Here is an 18,998-nt window from a genome sequence, read left to right as displayed (position 1 = left end):
TGTCGGTCAGACGCTCGGATGCAGACCTTTGTGCGGCTGATTAGAAGTTGGCACTGATGCTGAAATAGTAATAGCCGCCGTTGAAACCGAACTGCGTAGCGTTACGGCTGTAAATGAAGCGGTTAAACGAGGTGTTATCTAACGACGTGGTGCGGGTTGGCGTAGGCCATTGGTTTACGCGCAGTGGGTCGGGATACACATCAAAAAGGTTGTTAGCGCCTACCATGATGCCTATGTTTTTAGTGATGCGGTAGTTTACGTTCAGGTCAGTAACCACTTTTGGCGAAAATGTTTCGTCTAATGCAGGGTTGGCGGGGTCATACGATTCCACGCGGCCGAAACGAGTAATACGCAAGTTGGTACCAAAGCTGCCTACCTTGTAGTTCATACCAAGTGTGTATTTGCTGCGTGGCTGTGCCAGTTCCAAGCGGGCGCGCTCCTGACGGTTAAACAAGATGTTGCCGAACTGGTCGGGAGGCAGTGTTTCCGAAACTTTCGGGTCGCCTTGTACTTCGGTGCGGTTCATATTGCCTGCCAAAGTTACCGTCAGCGTACCTTTGCCGATAGGCTGATTGCCGCTCAATACCACGTCCAAACCTCTGGTGCGCGTGTTCACGGCATTCGTAAAGAATACGGCGGCGTTTACTTCCTGCTGGCCGGCTTGGTCGAGAATTTGTGCGATGCGCTGGCCTGTGGGGGAAGTACCGCGCTGGAATTGCCCCGTCAATACGATGCGGTCATTAATATCAATCTGATAAGCATCTACGGTCAGGCTGATGTTATCGGTAATTTGCGAGGTAGCGCCAAAACTGATGTTTACAGAGGTTTCTGCTTTGAGTTTAGGAATACCAAATGCGTTGGCAACGGCGCTGCCATTGCGGAATGTGCCTTGCTGGCGAGGCTGCAAGCCCAAACCCGGCACAGATACGAACACCGTAGAAATGGCACTGAATGCACTTTGGTGTACCGAAGGCGCACGGAAGCCGTTGGAAATAGCGCCGCGGACAGAGAACGCATCGGCAAATTTGTAACGCGCGCTCAACTTGCCGGCAAAGTTACTGCCGAAGTCGCTGTAATTTTCAAAGCGACCGGCCACGTTTACCAGTAATTTATCGGTCAGGTCAGACTCTAAGTCCACATAAGCACCCAGCACATTGCGGCTTTGATTAACGGCATTGGCGGGTTGGAAGCCCGGGAATACCTGTGCGCCGCCTGCTCTGCCCGATGCAGGGTCATAGTTTCGCCAAGAGGCTTCTTCACCTGCTTCAATGGAGTATTGGTCTATGCGGAAGTTCAAACCTGCCGCTACATTGAAGGTTTTCAGACCAACTGCTTTACCGAAATCCTTAGAAACGCCAAAGTCGGTTGTATTTTGGTTGAAGCCCAGTTTGCCGGAATAGAACTCGGTTTGTGCACGTGCTCCCAAAGCAAATTGAGAAGCATTGTTTGAGTTTTTAACATCAAAACGGAATGAGTTGCCGCCATATACGTTGGATAAATCCCAGCGCCAACCGTTGCCAAATTCACCGCTCAGACCTGCCAAGAATGACCTGTCCCAAATGGTGGAATGAATTTGCGGTAAAAATCCGTTGGGGTACAGGTCGGCAATCACCTGTGTGGTTTGGAAAGGATAGCGGTAGAAGCCTGCAGCCTGTCCGCGGCGATAGTTCAGCATCCCTGTAAAGTAGAAATTGGTTTTTTTACCGATTCGCAAGTCGCCATTGACCATACCGCCGAAGTTGTCCACCTTAGAGTTGCCTATTTGCATGTTTTTGGCACGGCTGAAACCGCGTTGTGCAATCAATGCCTCGTCTTGTTCAAACAGTTGCTGGCGGCGGGCAATGTCGGTGCCTGTGTTCCAGTTTACGTAAACCGGCCCTGTATAGTCGCCTGCGCGGTTGGTAGGCTCGCGGAATCGGAAGTCGCCCGCAAAACTGATAGTACCTGCTTTGCCTACTTTCAAACCATGGTAAACGCCGAGGTTGAGTGCTCGTCCGTCTCCTGCATAGTGCCGTCCCCAGTGGAGGTTTGCCGAAGTGCCGGCCTCTTTTTTCATCACCACGTTAATAACCCCTGCAATGGCATCAGAGCCGTATTGAGAGGCTGCTCCATCGCGCAGCACTTCAATGCGTTCAATGGCAGCGGCAGGAATCGCGTTCAGGTCAGTACCTACCGAACCGCGCCCTACGGTGCCGTTTACGTTGGTAAGAGCCTGATTGTGGCGGCGTTTGCCGTTTAACAAAACCAGTACTTGGTCGGGACCGAGGCCGCGCAGGGTAGCAGGGTCTATGTGGTCAGTACCGTCGGCTATTGTCTGGCGGGCAGAGTTAAATGAAGGTGCTACCATGTTAATCATTTGTGTAGGCTCAATTTGTCCCGTCATTTGCAGGTCTTTCATCGTAATTACATCTACCGGTACGGGCGTTTCCACGTTTGTACGCACGGCAGCAGAACGAGAACCCAACACAACTACATCGGAAAGGCTGACAATGTCTTCTTCCAGTTTGACATCTAATGTAACAGGCTCAGAGCCAATGGTTACATTTTGTTCCAAAGTCTTATAACCGATAAATGAAAAACGGATTTTGTAATTGCCTTGTTTGAGTTGCAGGCCAAAGTTGCCTTCCGCATTAGTAACCGTTCCTTGCGAACCGCCCGCAACGGCAACCGATACGCCCGGCAAGCCGTTGCCGTCATTATCAGTAACTTTGCCTTTGAAGTTTTGTGCCATTGCCGCAGCGGCAAACCAACACATCAAAATGAGTAAATAAAGTTTTTTCATAAATTGAACAGGTTGAGTTTAATTCGCCTAAAATTTAGTGCATCCTATCGGAAAGTCCATTTCTGTTTAATAAAACCTTAACAAAACATCAAAAAATCTGAAAATCATGCAATTGCATACGATAGACACAGGCTTTTTCAAACTGGATGGCGGCGCTATGTTCGGCGTTGTGCCTAAAACCATTTGGCAAAATCTCAATCCGCCCGATGCCAACAATATGTGCACATGGGCGATGCGCTGTTTGCTGGTTGAAACAGGCAACCGCTTGATACTGATAGACAACGGTATCGGCAACAAGCAAAGCGAAAAGTTTTTCAGCCATTACTATCTCCACGGCGATGCTTCGCTGCAAGGCTCGTTGCACAAGGTTGGCCTCAATTTTAATGACATCACCGATGCATTCCTTACGCATCTGCATTTTGACCACTGTGGCGGGGGAGTAGTCCGCACAGGCGAAGGTAAACTGCAACCTACTTTCCCAAATGCCACCTATTGGACAAACGAGGCGCACTGGCAGTGGGCAATTCAGCCCAATGCGCGGGAAAAAGCAAGTTTCCTGAGCGAAAACCTGCTGCCCATGCAAGAGAGCGGGCAACTGAAAATGGTTCAATTGCCACAACAAACAACCGACAGCCAATTGCTTGTTGTTCCTTTTGCAGAAGGTGTGGAACTTGTGGCAGTAGATGGACACACCGAAAAGCAAATGCTGCCGCTGATTAGTTTCAAAGGCAGAAAAGTGCTGTTCTGCGGCGATTTGCTGCCCTCCGCCGGTCATATTCCGCTGCCCTACGTGATGGCATACGACGTGCGCCCGCTGCTTACTTTGCAGGAAAAGGAACAAGTGCTGAACCGTGCATTAGCCGAAAACTGGGTGCTGTTTTTTGAGCACGACCCCGTACATGAGTGCTGTACGCTGCAACAAACCGATAAAGGCATCCGCCCGAAAGACTTCTTCCGTTTAAGCGAATTAAGCGCTTGAAAACTAAGTTTTTATTTATTTTTGCCAACGAAAATGAAGGCATTTTGATTGCTATCAGGGTACTTTGAATAAATGAAATGGAATTTTTAACCGCACACTGCTGAATGAAAAGCTCTAAAATTGCAGGTTTGGGCTTCTACGTGCCCGAAAAAGTTGTTACAAATCAAGACCTGACTGCCTTTGTAAACACTACCAACGAGTGGATTGTAGAAAGAACCGGCGTTCGCCAACGTCATTATTTTGACCCCGAAAAGGGTGAAACCAACTTCGGATTTGCCGTCAAAGCCTCTGAAATTGCCTTGCAACGCGCCGGACTCACCCCTCAGGATATAGACCTGATTGTATATGCCACCCTCAGCCCCGACTATTACTTCCCGGGCTCCGGTGTACTTTTGCAGCGCGCAATGGATTTCCGCAATATTGCTGCCATTGACCTGCGCGCGCAGTGTTCGGGCTTTATCTATGCGCTGTCTGTTGCCGACCAGTTTATCAAAACAGGCATGTACAAGCACGTGCTTGTGGTAGGTTCAGAAATCCATTCCAGCGGTTTGGACTACTCCGACCATGGTCGCCACGTGGCTGTTATCTTCGGCGACGGGGCTGGTGCTGTCGTACTCTCTGCCACCGACGAACCCGGCAAAGGCATTCTTTCTACTCATCTGCACAGCGAAGGCAAATATGCCGAAGAACTTGCGGTTATCTATCCGAAATCGAGCGCTAAAAACCGCAACCCGATTGAAGAATTGCAGCCCGGTGGCGGTTTCTATCCGGTGATGAATGGACAGTATGTGTTTAAACACGCTGTAACCCGTATGCCGGAAGCCATTATGGAAGCACTGGAAGCCAATAATTACAAGCCCGAAGATATTGACATTCTCGTGCCGCATCAGGCAAATATCCGCATCACACAGGCTGTACAGCAACGCCTTGGCCTGCCCGATGAGAAGGTAGTAAGCAATATCCAAAACTATGGCAATACGACAGCCGCTTCCATCCCAATTGCCCTTTGCGAAGCGTGGGAAGCCGGTCGTATTAAAGAAGGCGATTTGGTTTGTCTCTGTTCCTTTGGCAGCGGGTTTACTTGGGCATCGGCGCTGATTCGCTGGTAAAACAATTGAAAATCAGATGATTGCATACAACGTTACCGTCAGTATAGACGAAAGTGTCCGCGAAGAGTGGGTGCAGTGGATGAAACACAAGCACATCCCCGACGTGCTGGCAACTGGCATGTTTACGGGGGCTAAAATGTTCCACCTGCTCACCAACGCCGAAGACGACACGGGACACAACTACACCATCCAATACACTTGCGAAAGCATGGAGCGATTCCGCGAATACGAGGCTAAATATGCGCCTACACTTCGCAAAGATACCGAAGACAAGTTTGGCGGAAAGTTTTATGCCTTCCGCTCGCTCATGGAAGAGGTGTAAAAATGACTGTTGTGAAATTTCTTTAAGAAATATCAGTACCTCTTAATCCCGGCGGGTTTCAAAAGCCCGTCGGGATTGTTTCTCATAAAAATTCATAGCCCCGCATGGACGTAAAAATTGCCCCTTCGTGGAAAGAACATCTGGCTGCCGAATTTGAAAAGCCCTATTTCAAGCAGTTGGTAGAGTTTGTCAAAAACGAATACCGCACGCAAAAGGTCTATCCTCCCGGCAGGCTCATCTTCCATGCCTTTGACAAATGCTCATTTGACGATGTGAAAGTCGTTATTCTTGGGCAAGACCCTTACCACGGCGAAGGACAGGCCAACGGGCTGTGTTTTTCGGTAGCCGACCATGTGCCCATACCTCCCTCATTGGTCAATATTTTCAAAGAAATTCATGCCGACTTAGGCAAGCCGATTCCTAAAACAGGTAATTTGGAACGCTGGGCATCACAGGGCGTACTGCTGCTCAATGCCACGCTGACCGTCCGCGCCAATACGCCCGGCTCGCATCAGAAAAAAGGCTGGGAAACCTTTACCGATGCGGTCGTTCACCTGTTAGCCGAACAGAAAGAAGGCTTGGTTTTCATGCTTTGGGGCAAATACGCACAAGAAAAAGGCAAGTTTATTGACAAAACCCGCCATTTGGTGCTTACGGCGGCGCATCCTTCGCCCTTTGCAGCCGATAAGGGTTGGTTTGGCTGCCGACATTTCAGCAAAGCCAACGAGTACTTGCGCAGCCGCGGCTTGCAAGAGATTGACTGGTAAGGTTTAATCGGGAAAAACAAGCAGCTTGTCTTGCCGCAGCTCATAGCGATAGCGTTTGAGCGGAGCATTGGCCGGCCCTTGCAATACTGTCCCCTCCGTGCTGAATACAGAACCGTGCACGGGGCACTCCAACAAGTTTGCACCTGCATTGAAACGGAGCGCACCCGCTGCATGGGTACACCATCGCGAAAGCACGCGAAACTCGGCGGCAGAAAGGCGCATGACAAAAAACTGCCCTGCAAATACAAATCCGCCGACTTGCTGCAAGGCCTTTGCCTGCCCTTCGGTAAGTAAAATTTCAAAAGGCTTGTCCCCAACAGGCAGTACTGCATCGGGTTTCCCGCAAGCAAAGGCACACAGCATAATACCGCCCAACTTCAACGCATGGCGGCGGTCTTTGGTAAGTTTTTCCATCGGTCTTATTGGACGACTTGTTTAGACGAAATGTAAGCGGTTCGCACTGTATCGGTCAGGCTGTGCATGAAAGCGATGAGTGCTTTTTTCTCGGCAGCAGTCAGGTTCAGCGGGTCGGGTGGCAGCGTTTGGTTTTCCAATTGAATACCAATACCGGCAGCGCCTCCCCGATTGTAAAAATCAATCACTTCATCCAATGTTTGATACACGCCGTTGTGCATATAGGGGGCGGTCAAGGCTGTATTGCGAACGGTAGAGGTTTTGAACGAAAATTTAAAAATATCAAACTGATGCAGGCGATATTTGCCTAAATCGTCATCAATTTTTGCATGGATTGTGTCAGGTTGGGCAGGCGTACCTATAACTTCGCTTTCGGTATGAATAAAATGAGGCGGCACTAACCCGTTGAAGAATGGCATAAAGTGGCAAGTGCCGCATTTGGCTTTGCCCATGAACAAATTAAATCCGTGGATTTCTTCTTTGGTGAGCAACTCACCTTCGCCGCGCATATGGCGGTCAAAACGGGAGTTGAGCGCAACCAACGAGTGCAAATAGGCTGCAAGTGCATTGAGAAATTCCTGCTCGGAAACGGGTGCGTCTGCTGCCCTGCCAAAGGCTTTGGCAAATTGTTCCCGATAGGCAGGCGATGCATTGATTTTTTTGACAACCTCTTCTACCGAACTGTGCATCTCGTTGGGTGCAGCCAACACATCGCGGATTTGGTCTTCCATGAAAACAGCCCGCCCGTCTAAAAACTGTGTGGCCTGAAAAGTGGCATTCCACAGTGTAGGCGCGTTGCGGCTGATAAAATCTTTGCCATTAAAAGCCCTGCTTTTTGCCAAGCCGTCGGTAAATGCTTTGTCGGGACGGTGGCAAGAGGCACAATTGCGGCTGTTGTTGCCCCCAAGTTGCGGGTCGTAGAAAAGCGCTTTGCCAAGGTTCAGCAATTCGGGAGTGCCGGCTACGGATGCGGCAGGCTTGAAAAATTCGGGATTCAGATATTCGTAATGGAACAAGTGTGCTGCCTGCGCATAAAAAATGCGATTTTCTTTGTCAAAAACAGGAATGGCAAGGGCGTTTTGAGCCGCCAACATCTGTTGCCCCAGCGGATTCAGATGGTTTTTGATAAAGTGAAAACGGTCAAATGTTTCAAAATCAGGGTTTTGTTGCAAAAACAGGATAGCACTGTCCAATTTTTTCATTAGTGCTTCCTGCTTGGTATAGATGCTGACAAATTCTTTGATGCCTTCCAAAGATGCCGCAGCTTCTTCAATGGAAAGAAACGCTACGGGCGAATCAAACCCTGCAATGCCCATGGCAGCCATGCGGAACAATTGCAGGCGCAAAGCATCCCACAGGTGCGCATCGGTAAAAGTATTGCTCTCGGCTGTATATTTTAAATGCTTGATATTGACAACCAGCGCATTAACTTGTTCTATGAGTTCGTTTTTTTGCGATTTATCGTATGGAAAAATGAGTTCTTCTATCACCTGAAAGCCTTGCGGAGGCAAAACTTTGGCATCATAGATTTCAGCTTCGGGGATTGCCGGCCCGTTGATGCTTCGGGCAGTGGTCGGGTTGTAGTATTCGGCTATGGGCTCTATTTTTTTGTAAATCAAACGCGCCTTTTTGAAACTTTCCTGAACGGCTTTTTCATCATCGGTTTGGCGAACGATTTGCTGCATTACCTCAGCACTTGCCATCAGGCGGTTGATGTAGTGCACGTACAGGCGATAGCTCAACTCGGCGGTATCTTCTTTGTGGCGGCCTGCCATGAAATAACAAGATGCGGCAAATAGCAAGCAAGCGATGAATAGTAAATTTTTTGTCATAAACAAGATATTATGGCAACAAACCTGTCAGATTTTTAGGCCTGACAGGTTTGAAAATTGTAGATGTGATAAAATTATTTTGGTAAACCTTTGATAACGATGAGCTGGCTGGCTTGGTCTTCGTTCGGGCGTAGCGTACCACCATCAACACCGCGGTATTGTGTGCCGCGCCAAGTGTGTGGTTGTACGCAAATTACATACGTATCGGGGCTGCCCAACAGGTCAGAAACGTCAATCATAGCACCGTACTCCCATGAACCGAATCGGGAACGACCATTGACATTGTATTTAGCTGCATCCGGAGCATCTCGGCGATGGTCACACTCAATCACGGGGCGCAGTTGCTTGCTGCGAATATCGTACTGATAAATATAGGCATCGTGGGTTTCATCACCATAACCGTTGGGATCTTCTTGGATGTACACATAATTTTCCCCTACGAAAATATTGTCAGGGTTTTGGAACAAACGAGCAGGGCCTTGGCGGTCGTCGCCGTCGAGAATTACTTCCAATTTACCTCTCAACGGGTTGTTGGCATCCAGATTGAGTTTATAAACACGGCCGTATTTGGTGCGGCTGTAGCCGGCATTTACGCCTGTGTTGTTCTGGCCTGTTACGCAGAAATAAAGCTCACGGTTGTTGGCAGCAGAACCCTTGCGGTAGTCAATATCTTCTACGCGGCCGAAAGCAATGGCACCCAAACGGTTTACGGCTTCGTTAATTTGGCGGCCGGTCAATGCCGTGTGATTTTCAACTTCTACAAATTCTACGTCGTAAGTAGTGCCTAAGCGCATATCCATTTCACGTTGATTGCGGTCGGTGCGGCGCATCATGTACAATTTGCCATTGGCCAAATCGCCTACGCGGTCGCTGACGTACATGGCAACTTGTCCACCACCGGTAGTACCGCTGTCGTCATCACCAATGAGAATAACTGTACGGCCCGGATAAGCGTTTTTGTTCAACGGTACGGCATTTTCAGCACTCCAACGACCCAAACCGGGCAGCTCGCGGCTGCTGCTTGCCATTGTGGCAGGGTCGGTAGGGTTCAAACCATGCGTGCGAGACTCCTCACCGCTTTCGCCGCAAGTAAGAAACAGCGGGCCGAAGCCGTGCTCTTCGGGAGTAGCCAGTGTTGCCGAACACAAACGCCAGATGCCACCGGTGGAGTTTAATACGTACTCTGCCGAAACAGGTTTGAAAGTTTCGTCCAATACAAGCCGTGAAACAGCAAAATTGTCTTCGTGATTAACCAGCAGCGCATATTGACCGTTGGGCAGTTTCATCATGCCCGCACCGTCGGCAGAACCGCCAAATACGAAGTTAGGAGAAGCAGCCAATTTATCATCACTGCCAAACAGTGAAAAAACTTGGATATTCTCAAATCCGGGCATCTTTTTGACCAATGCCGGCGTAACGGAGTGGTCTTTCAATACGACCTTGTTCACCTCCTCATTTTTTGAGGAATTACATGCGGTTAGTGCCAATGCCGTTACAGACAGGCAGCCGACAATTTTGTAAAATGTAGAGAATTTTTTCATAGCAGTCTTGCACAATTTTGACGCAAAGGACTGCATTAAAAATCAACTCAACATGAAAGCAGATTTAAGACTTTGTCAAGAAAAGACCGATTTTTAACATTGCGTTGAAGTAAAATTCAACTTCATCCTGTTGAATTTTACAAAAACTTCATTAAGAAATATTTGGTACGCATGAGCCAATAGAATATGCTCGGCGGCAGTATGCTTTGTATAGATTGATTGAAGCGGTGTTGCTTAAGCAAGCGCTTGAAATGCTTTTGGATATGCGTTGCTTTTTCGGGAAACAGTTGCAGCGCTGTATCACGGCAGTCGGTGAGGTAGCGCTCCTTTCGTTGCGAACTCTGCCCGCCGTCCTCGTAATCGGCAATGAAAATATCAACATGTTGAAAAACAGCGCCTTGCGTCAGCATGGTAGCCAGTTGGATATAGTCGGCGGCAATGGAGTCTAAACGATAGGGGAAACGCTGCGCCCATTCGGTGCGTATCAGCAAACTCTGGTGGTTGATAACCATTCCCTGCCACAAGGGAGGAGGAGCAGCAGGGGTATGCTTGGCTTTGGCAAAACCATAGGGATACAGGATGTGGTAATTGCCATAAATGACATCAGGGGCAGGGCTGCCGTCGGCAAAAATTTGCGACAAAACCTGCGGTGAATGGAAAACATCGCCTGCATTCATCAGGCAAACCCACTGCCCTTGTGCCAAGTTGATACCTTTATTCATCGCATCGTAAATACCTCGGTCTTTTTCGGAAACCCATCGCATGTGGATATGCGGGTGCTGTTCGGTAAATCGGGTCAATAATGCGATTGTTTCGTCTTTGGAGGCACCGTCTACGACAATCCACTCAAAATTGGTAAAAGTTAATGCCGCCACGCTCTCCATTGTTTTGCGGAGCGCCGCAGCGGCATTGTAAGTTACTGTAATAATGCTGCACAAAGGCGGCATACTTTATGCGATTTCGAGCAATTGGATATCAAAAACCAGTGTTTTGCCCGCCATCGGGTGGTTGCCATCCAGCGTGATGGTATCGGCGTTCAGGTCTGCAACAATAACGGGGAAATTGTTGCCGTCCTGCAAGCGCAGCACCAATTCATCACCGATTTGGGGGTTGAGGTCTGCCGGTAATTGCGAAACAGGAATACTGATGATATATTGTTCGTTGCGAACGCCATAAGCGTCTTCGGGAGCAAGCGTAACGGTTTTCTGTTCATTGAGCATCATACCCAAAACAGCCTCGTCGAATCCTTTAATCATTTGGCCGGCTCCGACAACAAATTCAAGCGGCTCGTTGCGCGCCAGTGATGTATCGAATACCTGCCCGTCTAAAAATCGGCCTGTGTAATGAACTGCTACACGGTCGCCGGTTTGTGCTTGTGTTTTTGACATTGTATTGTAATTAAAAATGCAAGGCAAGGTAACAAAAAAACTTTACCTAATCGGCATTTAGTCCACTTTTACTTTGCCTTCTGCCGCATCTTTTTTCAATTTTTCATTGGCATAGATGGCCATTTCTACGCGGCGGTTCTGTTGGCGGCCTTGTGGGGTGCTGTTGTCGGCTACCGGCTCGGTTTTTCCTAACCCGCGGGTCAGCAGGCGTTTGCGGTCAATGCCCAGCGATGCGAGGTAATTGGCAACCGCATCGGCGCGCTGTTGCGAAAGGCGATTGTTTACCTCATCCGAGCCTATGTTATCGGTATGTCCCGTAATCAGGATATCGGTATCGCTGTACTTCTTAAAAGTTTCGGCCATGGTAGTCAGGCTTTTGCGGGCTTCGGGGCGCAAAGTGGCCTTGTTGAAATCGAACAAAATGCCCGAGCCCATCGTAACCTGAATGCCTTCTCCCACACGCTCTACCTTTACCTGTTCGTCGGCAGGGCGGTTTTTGTTATCCTTTTCTATCTGTTCTTCCAGTTCCTTTTTCTGTTTGTCCATATAGCGGCCGATAATGGCACCGGCCACACCGCCTACTGCACCGCCAATGATGGCACCTGCGGCTGTATTTTTAGAACGGCTGCCGATTGCACCGCCTATAACAGCACCTGCGCCTGCACCAATCACGCCGCCTTTGGCTGTATTGCTGCTGCTTTTCCACTTTTGGCAACTGCCCAGCGCAAGCGTGAAGAGAAGCAAAAAGACGATTCCTTTGGTTGTTTTCGTTTGCATGATAAATCTTGCTTTTAAGGTTTAACGTAAATTGCTGCAAATTTAACCTTCATTGCCTTATGAACCCTGTTTTAGCCGCTAATGATGCCTTTTATCGGGCTATTATTGAAAAACGCGTAGCTGATATCTGCGCAAGCTATGTGCCTTCGGAAGAAACCTATGTGATTTTGGAAGGGCCGCGCTATACCACGCTTGGCTACGAAAAAATATCAAAAGGATGGGCTGATTTCTGCCATTCGCCGCTTACACTTAAATCCATTGAGTGGGTAGAAGGCCCTTTTTGCGAGACAGAAGGCACGATGGCATGGATTGGCGGCATGATTGTGCTAACGGTCAATGTGCGGGAACGCGATTTTACCGTAAAGTTTCGGGCAACTTTTGTGATGCGCCAAAATGCGCAGGGGCAATGGCAGATTAAACACGAGCACGTTTCCGCACCATTGGAAGACCCATACGGCATTGGCGATTGGTTGAAAAAGTAATCAGGCTAATATGCAAAAAACTACATGTTGCAACATGTAGTTTTTTGCAATTTGAAGCTTTTATGATTTGTATGCTTATTTTTGCTTCACCATCAAATGCATTCTCATCTTACGAACAAAACATCATTAAAAAATGAAGCAATCAATTTTTGCTATTGCAATTTTATTGGCATTTTCTGCTTGTATTATTTCCACTCTCTCTGCACAAACCACATTAAATGTATCAGAAACACCCGTAGCTAAGAACTCAGTCAGTGTAAATGGCTTATTGGGTACTTCTATGACAGGTTTTGGTTATGAACGTTTGATTTATCAGGCATCCCGACATAAATTATTTGCAAGCCTGCACTATGGTTTAAGCGTAGTGAAAGGTTCAGACAGGCCGTTTACCGTGCGCCATGAATGGACACATGCCCTTACTTCGGGTGTTGATTACAGCTATGTGTTGGGTAAAAATTCTAATCGCCATCATTTGGATTTTGGGGTACACTTTTCAGCTTCGCGTGCCGAAGTGCTGACGGGCACACTTGCTTCCTCTTCCACGGCAGGTGTGATTGAGGAAAACGTGGCATGGCAGCCCAAGCGCGAGCAGTTGCTGTTGCCGCGCATCGGTTATCGCTACCGCAAGCCTGAAGGCGGTTTTACTTGGCAAGCAGGCGCTTATCCGATGATTTATCATTTTTCACGCAGTACCGACCGCTTGCAATGGGTTCCCCTGCCACATATCAGCATCGGTTGGAGCTTTTAGGCAGTTTGCGGTAACTTTTCTTTAAAATGCGACTTTCAGGCAGACAATGCAGGTTTGTGTATTTTTTTGACTTTGCAGTATGAAGTCGGCGGTTACACAAACACACAAGTAGCTTGTAAAAAATATTCAAAACTAAATTTTAAGCCTGACAGGTCGTCAATACCTGTCAGGCTTTTTTGGTTAGAGACATGCAACGGCGGCGCGCAACGGCAAACTCTCCGAAATACGTACGCCGATATTATCCTTGGGCAGGAAAACTTTTGCAAATATTGACAAACTCGCGCGATTTGAGCGATGCCCCGCCAATCAGTCCGCCGTCCACATCGGGGCAGGCGAAGAGTTCGGGGGCATTTTTGGCATTGCAACTGCCTCCGTAGAGCAACGTTGTATGGCTTGCAACGGCAGCGCCGTAATGCGCTGCAATGTGCTCGCGCAGGGCGGCGTGCATTTCCTGCGCCTGTTCCGCACTGGCAGTAAGCCCCGTGCCAATCGCCCAAATGGGCTCGTAGGCAATCACTATTTTGCCGAAATCCTCTGCCGAAAGGTGGAACAGCCCGTCGGTCAGTTGCTGCTTGACAAACCCGATATAGTCGCCGCTTTGGCGCAATTCCAGCGATTCGCCGCAGCAGAAAATGGGTGTCATACCGTTGGCCAGCACTTGCCGCACTTTTTCGGCCAGCACCGCATCGGTTTCCTTGAAATATTCGCGGCGTTCGCTGTGCCCCAAAATCACGTAGTCCACTTCAAACGAGCGGAGGATTGGTGCGGATACTTCGCCCGTGTAAGCGCCTGCCGGTTTTTCGTGGCAGTTTTGTGCTCCCAGCGCAATATTGGCTTGCGATTGGAAAAGTTTTTTGGCAAATCCCAAATAGGGGAAAGGCATACAAAGCACAACCTGTACGCGGGAGTTTACCTCGTCATGCACCATATTGACCACTTCGGAAATCAGAATAGTTCCTTGCTCGCGGGTGAGGTTCATTTTCCAATTGCCGGCTACAATTTTTTTTCTCATGGGGTAGGTTTTTCAGATGGGTTGTTAATGATTGGATTGATTGTTTTGTATTAGTGAGCAAGTTAAAACGGCCTTTCAAATTTACCGCAAAGCCCGCTGAGTATTACGCGAAGAGCACTGAGTGTTTTTATGATGAGTCTTTTCTTTGTATACATTGCGGTTAAACCTTTGCGCACTCTTCGGTAAAATAAAAAAGAACGCATTAATCTGCTCACCTGCTTACATAGAGCATTGATTTGATGTGTTCTTGTAAGGCTCGCGTACTCCATCGTTCTAACTTGCACATTTCCAGATAGAACTCGCGTTTGAGTGGATCATCTATGTAAGCAATATTTTTGAGATGCGTCCATGTTAATTCTCTCCGCAGTGCGGCGACAATTTGCTCATCGGGGAAGGAAGAAAAGAACTTGCTGCAATGCCAAAGCATTTTGTCATTCCATGTATTGCCAAACCTCAAAGAAAGTTGCTGTGCGATATTCTTAATTAACTGTTTGCCATATTCGCTTCTTTCGCCTTGTAAAATTGTTTGCTTGACGAGTTTTCCCACACGCCAATTTCGCATAGTCATTTCTGCATTTACAGATACGGCTACTGCATTTTTACTCTCCTCTATAATCAGGCTTATTTCCTGAAAAAGTTGTGTTTCTACTTTATCCATGGCTCTGTGCTTTTTTTGAGCTGTATCATAACTCCGCTGCGTAAAAAGCCTAAAAGCGTCAAAGGTGGTTGCTCGATGTTAAATAGCGAGCAATCTGCAAAACTTACCGGTAGGCATTGCGTTACTTCGCGGCGGCTTTTGTTTGATACTTAAAACCGCTCCAGCGCCATCTGATAAGATTCCTGATAATGGCGGTAGAGGCGGCTCCAGTCAAAGTCCACGGAAGCAGCTTCTACCTTATTGCGCTGCGAAATGCGGTCGCGGCGGCTCATTTGCACAAAGCGGAACATCTGCTCTGCCAACTGATTGGCCGAATCGTTGAACGAGCGATTGTAACGATTGATAATGTAAACACCTTTCTCTTCGTAATCGCGGAGGTTTTTCATGGCATAGTCGCCGAAGCCCGAAAGGTCGCTTGTTACCGAAGGCACACCGCTTGCCATACATTCCAACGGTGTATATCCCCAAGGCTCGTAGTAGCTTGGGAAAATACCCAAGTGGCAACCGCGCACAAATTGGTTGTATTCCATGCCGAACAATGGGCTCGCGGGCGAAATAAAATCAGGATGGTAAACAATTTTAACCTTATCGTAAGGATGATTAACCAATTGCGAAACGCGAAGGAAGTTCAGGATTTCGTCTTTTTGGTCGTCCACAAGGTTGTGGGTAACTACCATCGGCAAGGTTTTACTGCGCCAACTTTGCACGGTACGGCGCAATCGCAGCCGCCAGTAATCATCTACGAACGTTTCCAAAGGTGGCAGTTTGGGGGAGATGCCGCCTGCCACTTCGTTAAACATCCGCTCGCCAATCTGTTCGGTGATGGATTTACAGGTCTGGCGGATTTCTTCCAGCATGGCGCGGGTATGCAGTGCAAAGGGGTTGATGCTTGTAAACGGACGTTTGGTAACAAAAAACATGACCACCGTAACGTCTATATCATACAGGCGCATCAGCCCGTTGAGGCGGGCAAGTGCTTCCAGTGTCAGGTCAAACCCTTTGTTGCGGTACTCATAGCGCCCCGAGGTGAAGAAATACAGCGTTTTGTCCAAATCAAACTTGTAGTTGTGGAAAAAATGCCCCATCACAAAGCGATGAATCTGCTTTTTATATTCCAAGTGCAAATTTTGGAACTCATGCAGGGCTACAAACCGCTCAATGTTCAATCCGTTGGGCACTACATTGTCGGGTTTGCGCCCCAGCAAGTGAATGCACTCCTCGCCCGTAACATCGCTTACTGTATTGAATACCTGTGCGCCGTGTGCTGCTGCCCGCTCCATGGCTACCGAAGGTTCAATATTGAAATGCCGCGCTTCGTGTGCCCAGTTCAGGAAGGGCAGGTGGTTGTAGAAATCGGGGTCATTCATTGCCAAGTAGCGCCCCAGCAGTGTGGCATGTGTGGTAAACACCATCGTAACAGGCAGATTCAGGTAGCGAATTTCGGGAATGGGCGTGCCTGCCATCCATTCATGGAAATGTCCGATAATTTTTTGCTTGGTGTTTTGCCCATCGGCAAGGCGAATAAAAAATTCTTTCACCATGTAGCCAAAGGCAACTACCTGATTAATCAGTTCTACGTTGTCGGGTGTACCTATTTTGTGGTGCTCCCACAGTTCGTATTTAATGTCCCCCAGCCGATGATAGACGCTGTACGGATTGAAAAGCACTACTCGGGGTTTGCCCGTTACTAACCAATACCCATAATGCACCTCAAAACCCGACTCGCGCATTTTTTGTACGGCTCTGCCTATCGGATTGTCATAATCTCCCGAATCGGCAGGTTCAAATTCTGCCTGCACGTTCGGATGTATATAAGGCCCTAAACAGCAGTAGTTTTCTTTCCATGCAGCCACTGCGGCCGGAATTTTAGTTCTGATAACCGTATAAATACCGCCTACCTGATTGCAAACCTCCCAAGCGGTTTCTATCAACAAAGGGGAATCCTGATTCATGAGTTTTTGAGGATAAATTCGCCGCGTTCAAATTAAACAAAAAATTTACTTTTAGTACAATCCGCTTAATTTTGAAACCCTGAAAAAAAATCAACCTGACTTGTGCTATGGATGCCCATAACCGATACGTTGCCCTTGTTACCGGTGCTACCGGAGGGCTTGGTACTGCTATTTGCAAACAACTGGCTGCCGATGGTTACCGCGTGGTAGCTACCTACAAAACATGGGAAAAAGCCGAAAAATGGCGTTTGCAGATGCAGGAAAGCGGTTTGCAGTTCGATATGTACCAAGCAGATGTGGCAGACTTTGAGGGCGTGGGCAAAATGATACAAGCTATTGAGCAGGAAGTGGGCGGCATAGATGTCCTTGTCAATTGTGCAGGCCTGACGCAAGACGGTCAGTTTCGCAAAATGACATTTGAACGCTGGGATGCGGTCATCAAGGTTAATTTATACGGCGTTTTTAACTGCTGCCGCCATGTGATTAACCCCATGATAGAGCGCGGTTACGGGCGAATCATCAATATATCGTCCATCAGTGCGCAGAAAGGGCAGTTTGGCGAAGTTAATTATGCGGCAGCAAAGGCCGGCATCCATGGGCTCACCAAAACCCTTGCGCTGGAAGTAGCGCGCAAAGGCATTACGGTAAACACCATCTCTCCGGGCTACATCGCCACCGATATGGTGCTGGCAATTCCCGAAGAGGTGCGCAACAAGCGCATTCTCCCCGAAATCCCCGTAGGAAGGTTTGGCGGAACCGATGAAATTGCCGCTTTGGTATCCTTCTTGGCATCGCCTAACAGTAGTTTTATCACCGGTGCCAACTACGCCATCAATGGCGGGCAGCACATGTACTAAGTTGAACGCCACGCTGTTCACTAACGAACAGTTTGCAACGGTTGCTTAAACGCAAAATATTGTTAATCAGTAATTTACAAAACAAGGTATGCTATTGGTGAAGGTAGGTGCAACTTTATCACATTCATTTGCATCATTTACCTTTGAAAACCAATACGCTTATGAGCATGCCTTCCACCATGACGTTAGAAGAACCCAAAAGATTTAACATCGCCGCTCTCGTGAAGAAAATTTTTATCGGATTGCTGATACTCGGCTTTGTTGCCGGCACAGTATGGTTGGGATACTATTTTGTACAGCGCTCTAAAACGCCAACCGTTATTTACAAAACCGAAACGCCCTTTATTACCGATATCGTCAAAAAAACAGTAGCCACAGGTGCTATCATCCCGCGACGCGAAGTGCAAATTAAGCCTCAGGTATCGGGCGTGGTAGAAGCCGTTTACGTAGAGGCAGGGCAGCAGGTTAAAGCAGGGCAACTGATAGCCAAAGTACGCGTAGTGCAAAACTTGGCAGGTAAAAACAGCGACCTGCGCACCATTAATAACGCCGAAAATCAGTTAGAAACGGCGCGTGCCAACTTTGAAACTGCCCGCATAGAGAAAGAACGCGGCGAAAAACTGTTTGCTCAAAAAGCCATTTCTCAACAGGAACTCACGCGGTTGCAATTAGATTACAACATTCGCAAAGAAGCACTTGCCGCCGCCGAGCGCGATTTGGACATTATCCGCCAGAATGTGCTGCAAAACTCCGGACGTATTTCCAACGAAGTCTATTCTACACTCGACGGCACCGTGCTGGATGTTCCCGTAAAAGCCGGCTCTTCGGTTATTGAGCGCAACAATTTTAACGAAGGCACTACGGTAGCTATTGTTGCAGACATGAACAGCCTCATTTTTGAAGGCAAAATAGATGAGTCGGAAGTAGGCAAAATTAAGGTGGGTATGCCCCTCAACCTGACCATTGGCGCTATCCCCGACAAAACGTTTAAAGCAGAATTAGAGTACATCGCCCCCAAGGGAAAAACCGAGGAAGGTGCGGTAAAATTTGATATTCGCGCCAAAGTACTGCTCGAGCCCGGCGACTACATCCGAGCGGGATACAGTGCCAATGCAGACATCGTGCTCGATACTCGCCGTCAGGTATTGGCCATCAAAGAGAGCACCTTGCAGTTCGGCAAAAAGGACAGCGTATTCGTAGAAGTAGAAAAAGCCAATCAGCAATTTGAGAAACGTTTGGTAAAAACAGGCCTTTCCGACGGCATCAACATCGAGATTTTGAGCGGTATTGGCAAAAACGACAAGCTGAAAGTGCCTGATGCCAAAGAAAAGCAGAAATAAAAGCTAGTCGGTATTTTTTGTAAGTTGTTGAAAATCAA

The 18,998-nt window shown here is 48.2% G+C and carries 18 protein-coding genes; 8 read left to right on the top strand and 10 right to left on the bottom strand.

Going from position 1 to position 18,998, the window contains the following annotated elements:
- Positions 1–40: 40 nt before the first annotated feature.
- Entirely contained in the window at positions 41–2,782 is a 2,742-nt protein-coding gene (locus tag NDK19_RS08600) for a TonB-dependent receptor (protein WP_250631462.1), read from the bottom strand.
- 106 nt (positions 2,783–2,888) lie between these two features.
- On the opposite strand from NDK19_RS08600, the gene NDK19_RS08595 reads away from it, so the two are divergent.
- The 4 genes from NDK19_RS08595 (at position 2,889) to ung (ending at position 5,959) form a co-directional block, all read left to right on the top strand.
- Positions 2,889–3,761, top strand: a complete 873-nt coding sequence (locus tag NDK19_RS08595) for an MBL fold metallo-hydrolase (protein ID WP_250631461.1) — start codon at positions 2,889–2,891, stop codon at positions 3,759–3,761.
- 104 nt (positions 3,762–3,865) lie between these two features.
- Positions 3,866–4,870, top strand: a complete 1,005-nt coding sequence (locus NDK19_RS08590; RefSeq protein ID WP_250631460.1) for a 3-oxoacyl-ACP synthase III family protein — start codon at positions 3,866–3,868, stop codon at positions 4,868–4,870.
- Between the two features lie 16 nt (positions 4,871–4,886).
- The gene (locus tag NDK19_RS08585; protein WP_250631459.1) at positions 4,887–5,192 is read left to right on the top strand and encodes a DUF4286 family protein; all 306 of its coding nucleotides are present in this window, start codon (positions 4,887–4,889) and stop codon (positions 5,190–5,192) included.
- Positions 5,193–5,296: 104 nt separating this feature from the next.
- Positions 5,297–5,959: a uracil-DNA glycosylase gene (ung, locus tag NDK19_RS08580; RefSeq protein ID WP_250631458.1), complete on the top strand. Its 663-nt coding sequence runs from the start codon at positions 5,297–5,299 to the stop codon at positions 5,957–5,959.
- Between the two features lie 3 nt (positions 5,960–5,962).
- On the opposite strand, the gene NDK19_RS08575 is transcribed toward ung, so the two are convergent.
- The 6 genes from NDK19_RS08575 to NDK19_RS08550 form a co-directional block, all read right to left on the bottom strand.
- Positions 5,963–6,373 (bottom strand): QcrA and Rieske domain-containing protein, encoded by a 411-nt coding sequence (locus tag NDK19_RS08575; protein ID WP_250631457.1) that lies wholly within the window; start codon positions 6,371–6,373, stop codon positions 5,963–5,965.
- A gap of 5 nt (positions 6,374–6,378) precedes the next feature.
- On the bottom strand, positions 6,379–8,205 hold the full coding sequence (locus tag NDK19_RS08570; RefSeq protein ID WP_250631456.1) for a cytochrome c peroxidase: 1,827 nt from the start codon (positions 8,203–8,205) through the stop codon (positions 6,379–6,381).
- 74 nt (positions 8,206–8,279) lie between these two features.
- A complete protein-coding gene (locus tag NDK19_RS08565; protein ID WP_250631455.1) occupies positions 8,280–9,746 on the bottom strand; it encodes an alkaline phosphatase PhoX in 1,467 nt (488 codons plus the stop codon).
- A gap of 137 nt (positions 9,747–9,883) precedes the next feature.
- Complete coding sequence (locus tag NDK19_RS08560; RefSeq protein ID WP_250631454.1) at positions 9,884–10,693, bottom strand: glycosyltransferase family 2 protein; 810 nt, start codon at positions 10,691–10,693, stop codon at positions 9,884–9,886.
- A 3-nt stretch (positions 10,694–10,696) separates the two neighbouring features.
- Positions 10,697–11,134, bottom strand: coding sequence for an FKBP-type peptidyl-prolyl cis-trans isomerase (locus tag NDK19_RS08555; RefSeq protein ID WP_250631453.1), 438 nt, complete (start codon positions 11,132–11,134; stop codon positions 10,697–10,699).
- 57 nt (positions 11,135–11,191) lie between these two features.
- Entirely contained in the window at positions 11,192–11,911 is a 720-nt protein-coding gene (locus NDK19_RS08550; protein WP_250631452.1) for an OmpA family protein, read from the bottom strand.
- A 59-nt stretch (positions 11,912–11,970) separates the two neighbouring features.
- Between NDK19_RS08550 and NDK19_RS08545 the strand changes: the two genes are divergently transcribed.
- Both NDK19_RS08545 and NDK19_RS08540 read left to right on the top strand, forming a co-directional pair.
- A complete protein-coding gene (locus tag NDK19_RS08545; protein ID WP_250631451.1) occupies positions 11,971–12,393 on the top strand; it encodes a YybH family protein in 423 nt (140 codons plus the stop codon).
- Positions 12,394–12,526: 133 nt separating this feature from the next.
- Positions 12,527–13,141: a hypothetical protein gene (locus tag NDK19_RS08540; RefSeq protein WP_250631450.1), complete on the top strand. Its 615-nt coding sequence runs from the start codon at positions 12,527–12,529 to the stop codon at positions 13,139–13,141.
- Positions 13,142–13,379: 238 nt separating this feature from the next.
- On the opposite strand, the gene tpiA is transcribed toward NDK19_RS08540, so the two are convergent.
- From tpiA to NDK19_RS08525, 3 genes are all read right to left on the bottom strand, one after another.
- A complete protein-coding gene (gene tpiA / locus NDK19_RS08535; RefSeq protein WP_250631449.1) occupies positions 13,380–14,153 on the bottom strand; it encodes a triose-phosphate isomerase in 774 nt (257 codons plus the stop codon).
- Positions 14,154–14,364: 211 nt separating this feature from the next.
- Entirely contained in the window at positions 14,365–14,811 is a 447-nt protein-coding gene (locus NDK19_RS08530; protein WP_250631448.1) for a DUF1016 N-terminal domain-containing protein, read from the bottom strand.
- Positions 14,812–14,960: 149 nt separating this feature from the next.
- Entirely contained in the window at positions 14,961–16,763 is a 1,803-nt protein-coding gene (locus NDK19_RS08525) for a glycosyltransferase (RefSeq protein ID WP_250631447.1), read from the bottom strand.
- Positions 16,764–16,870: 107 nt separating this feature from the next.
- Here NDK19_RS08525 and phbB point away from each other — a divergent pair, with 107 nt between their 5' ends.
- Together phbB and NDK19_RS08515 are read left to right on the top strand one after the other, a co-directional pair.
- Positions 16,871–17,620: an acetoacetyl-CoA reductase gene (gene phbB / locus NDK19_RS08520; protein WP_250631446.1), complete on the top strand. Its 750-nt coding sequence runs from the start codon at positions 16,871–16,873 to the stop codon at positions 17,618–17,620.
- Between the two features lie 161 nt (positions 17,621–17,781).
- Complete coding sequence (locus NDK19_RS08515) at positions 17,782–18,960, top strand: efflux RND transporter periplasmic adaptor subunit (RefSeq protein ID WP_250631445.1); 1,179 nt, start codon at positions 17,782–17,784, stop codon at positions 18,958–18,960.
- The last annotated feature ends 38 nt before the right edge of the window (positions 18,961–18,998 follow it).

The organism is Rhodoflexus caldus (assembly GCF_021206925.1).
Lineage (GTDB): Bacteria > Bacteroidota > Bacteroidia > Cytophagales > Thermoflexibacteraceae > Rhodoflexus > Rhodoflexus caldus.
Note: the sequence above shows the minus strand (reverse complement) of the source record. Positions and strands in the feature narration are given on the sequence as shown.

Bases quoted from the DNA above. Each gene is read 5' to 3' on its own strand.
- NDK19_RS08600 (WP_250631462.1), bottom strand. From the start codon at position 2,782: ATGAAAAAACTTTATTTACTCATTTTGATGTGTTGGTTTGCCGCTGCG.
- NDK19_RS08595 (WP_250631461.1), top strand. From the start codon at position 2,889: ATGCAATTGCATACGATAGACACAGGCTTTTTCAAACTGGATGGCGGC.
- NDK19_RS08590 (WP_250631460.1), top strand. From the start codon at position 3,866: ATGAAAAGCTCTAAAATTGCAGGTTTGGGCTTCTACGTGCCCGAAAAA.
- NDK19_RS08585 (WP_250631459.1), top strand. From the start codon at position 4,887: ATGATTGCATACAACGTTACCGTCAGTATAGACGAAAGTGTCCGCGAA.
- ung (WP_250631458.1), top strand. From the start codon at position 5,297: ATGGACGTAAAAATTGCCCCTTCGTGGAAAGAACATCTGGCTGCCGAA.
- NDK19_RS08575 (WP_250631457.1), bottom strand. From the start codon at position 6,373: ATGGAAAAACTTACCAAAGACCGCCGCCATGCGTTGAAGTTGGGCGGT.
- NDK19_RS08570 (WP_250631456.1), bottom strand. From the start codon at position 8,205: ATGACAAAAAATTTACTATTCATCGCTTGCTTGCTATTTGCCGCATCT.
- NDK19_RS08565 (WP_250631455.1), bottom strand. From the start codon at position 9,746: ATGAAAAAATTCTCTACATTTTACAAAATTGTCGGCTGCCTGTCTGTA.
- NDK19_RS08560 (WP_250631454.1), bottom strand. From the start codon at position 10,693: ATGCCGCCTTTGTGCAGCATTATTACAGTAACTTACAATGCCGCTGCG.
- NDK19_RS08555 (WP_250631453.1), bottom strand. From the start codon at position 11,134: ATGTCAAAAACACAAGCACAAACCGGCGACCGTGTAGCAGTTCATTAC.
- NDK19_RS08550 (WP_250631452.1), bottom strand. From the start codon at position 11,911: ATGCAAACGAAAACAACCAAAGGAATCGTCTTTTTGCTTCTCTTCACG.
- NDK19_RS08545 (WP_250631451.1), top strand. From the start codon at position 11,971: ATGAACCCTGTTTTAGCCGCTAATGATGCCTTTTATCGGGCTATTATT.
- NDK19_RS08540 (WP_250631450.1), top strand. From the start codon at position 12,527: ATGAAGCAATCAATTTTTGCTATTGCAATTTTATTGGCATTTTCTGCT.
- tpiA (WP_250631449.1), bottom strand. From the start codon at position 14,153: ATGAGAAAAAAAATTGTAGCCGGCAATTGGAAAATGAACCTCACCCGC.
- NDK19_RS08530 (WP_250631448.1), bottom strand. From the start codon at position 14,811: ATGGATAAAGTAGAAACACAACTTTTTCAGGAAATAAGCCTGATTATA.
- NDK19_RS08525 (WP_250631447.1), bottom strand. From the start codon at position 16,763: ATGAATCAGGATTCCCCTTTGTTGATAGAAACCGCTTGGGAGGTTTGC.
- phbB (WP_250631446.1), top strand. From the start codon at position 16,871: ATGGATGCCCATAACCGATACGTTGCCCTTGTTACCGGTGCTACCGGA.
- NDK19_RS08515 (WP_250631445.1), top strand. From the start codon at position 17,782: ATGAGCATGCCTTCCACCATGACGTTAGAAGAACCCAAAAGATTTAAC.